The organism is Carnobacterium sp. 1290_CSPC (assembly GCF_001053265.1).
GTDB classification, from domain to species: Bacteria; Bacillota; Bacilli; order Lactobacillales; family Aerococcaceae; genus Aerococcus; species Aerococcus urinaeequi.
In genome coordinates, this window is sequence record NZ_JVVG01000008.1 from 1 (window position 1) to 994 (window position 994).

Here is a 994-nt window from a genome sequence, read left to right on the forward strand (position 1 = left end):
ATTCAGGTATTTAATGGTACGATGTTCTGTCCCTTGATAAAAGCCGTATTCTTTTAGTTTATTAAAGGCACTTGTAATAGAGGGGCCTCTATAGTTTGAGGTTAGGATTCAAAAAATATAAGAAAAGCCCCATTTAAGGGGCTTTTTTATCTATAAAATAAAGTTCAGAAAAGTCTCAATCGTGCCACTTTCATACATGATGTATAGTCCAAGTGGAATGAATACTAAGGGCACAATGATTCGCTGGTATTTTTCAATTGTCTCGGATATTAACGGAATAGAAGATAGCACCCGACTAAGCTCGCAAAAGATAATTATGCCGATTGCAAACACAAGCAACGCCACGAGGGTCTGTGACCAATCTAACGAAGCAAAATAAGGTATATAGATACCTAAATTATCTCCGCCAGACGCAATTGTCAGCAATGTAACTGTCCAAAACAGTTGATTTGCCTTGCTTTGTTCTAATCTTTCAATAATTTCTTCCTCTTCTTCTTCCTCACCTTCTCCAACAATTGCAAAGCGAATCCCTAAATAGATAGGGATTAAACCAAGCAATCCAACCATCCATGGTTCAGGCACGAAATTGACGACATAAGCAGCAACTAAACTCGCCCCTACAAGTAAGCCAGTGCCTAGATACTGCCCCGCATAAATATGCCATTTCTGTTTATTCTGTGATAGCTGTGCAAATAAAATAATTAAAATAATTAAATAATCGATACTGGTGGAAATATAAACACCAATAGCAGATATGATTGTCTGTCCCATAAAAAAACCTCCTGTATTAGTCAGTAATAAATCAGCAAATTTTAAGAGAACACAGACACATTAATTTAGCTATCCCTAATGGGTAATGTCGAACGTAGGAAAGCATTTTACTCCTCCTCAAAACATAGTTACAAAGTAATTTCTAACTGGAATTCGGTGACCACTTCCATGTAAAGTATAACCCACTATACTTTACTTCGTAAAGGTGGGCTCGCCGAGGGGT

At 37.3% G+C, this 994-nt stretch carries 1 protein-coding gene and 1 pseudogene; both read right to left on the minus strand.

The window, feature by feature from the left end:
* Positions 1-90, minus strand: a pseudogene (locus AC973_RS10175) (IS6 family transposase); the annotation flags it as partial.
* Between the two features lie 60 nt (positions 91-150).
* Positions 151-771, minus strand: a complete 621-nt coding sequence (locus tag AC973_RS00625) for a CadD family cadmium resistance transporter (RefSeq protein ID WP_048725925.1) — start codon at positions 769-771, stop codon at positions 151-153.
* Positions 772-994 lie beyond the last annotated feature (223 nt).

Coding starts and splice junctions, on each gene's coding strand:
- AC973_RS00625 (WP_048725925.1), bottom strand. CDS start 771: ATGGGACAGACAATCATATCTGCTATTGGTGTTTATATTTCCACCAGT.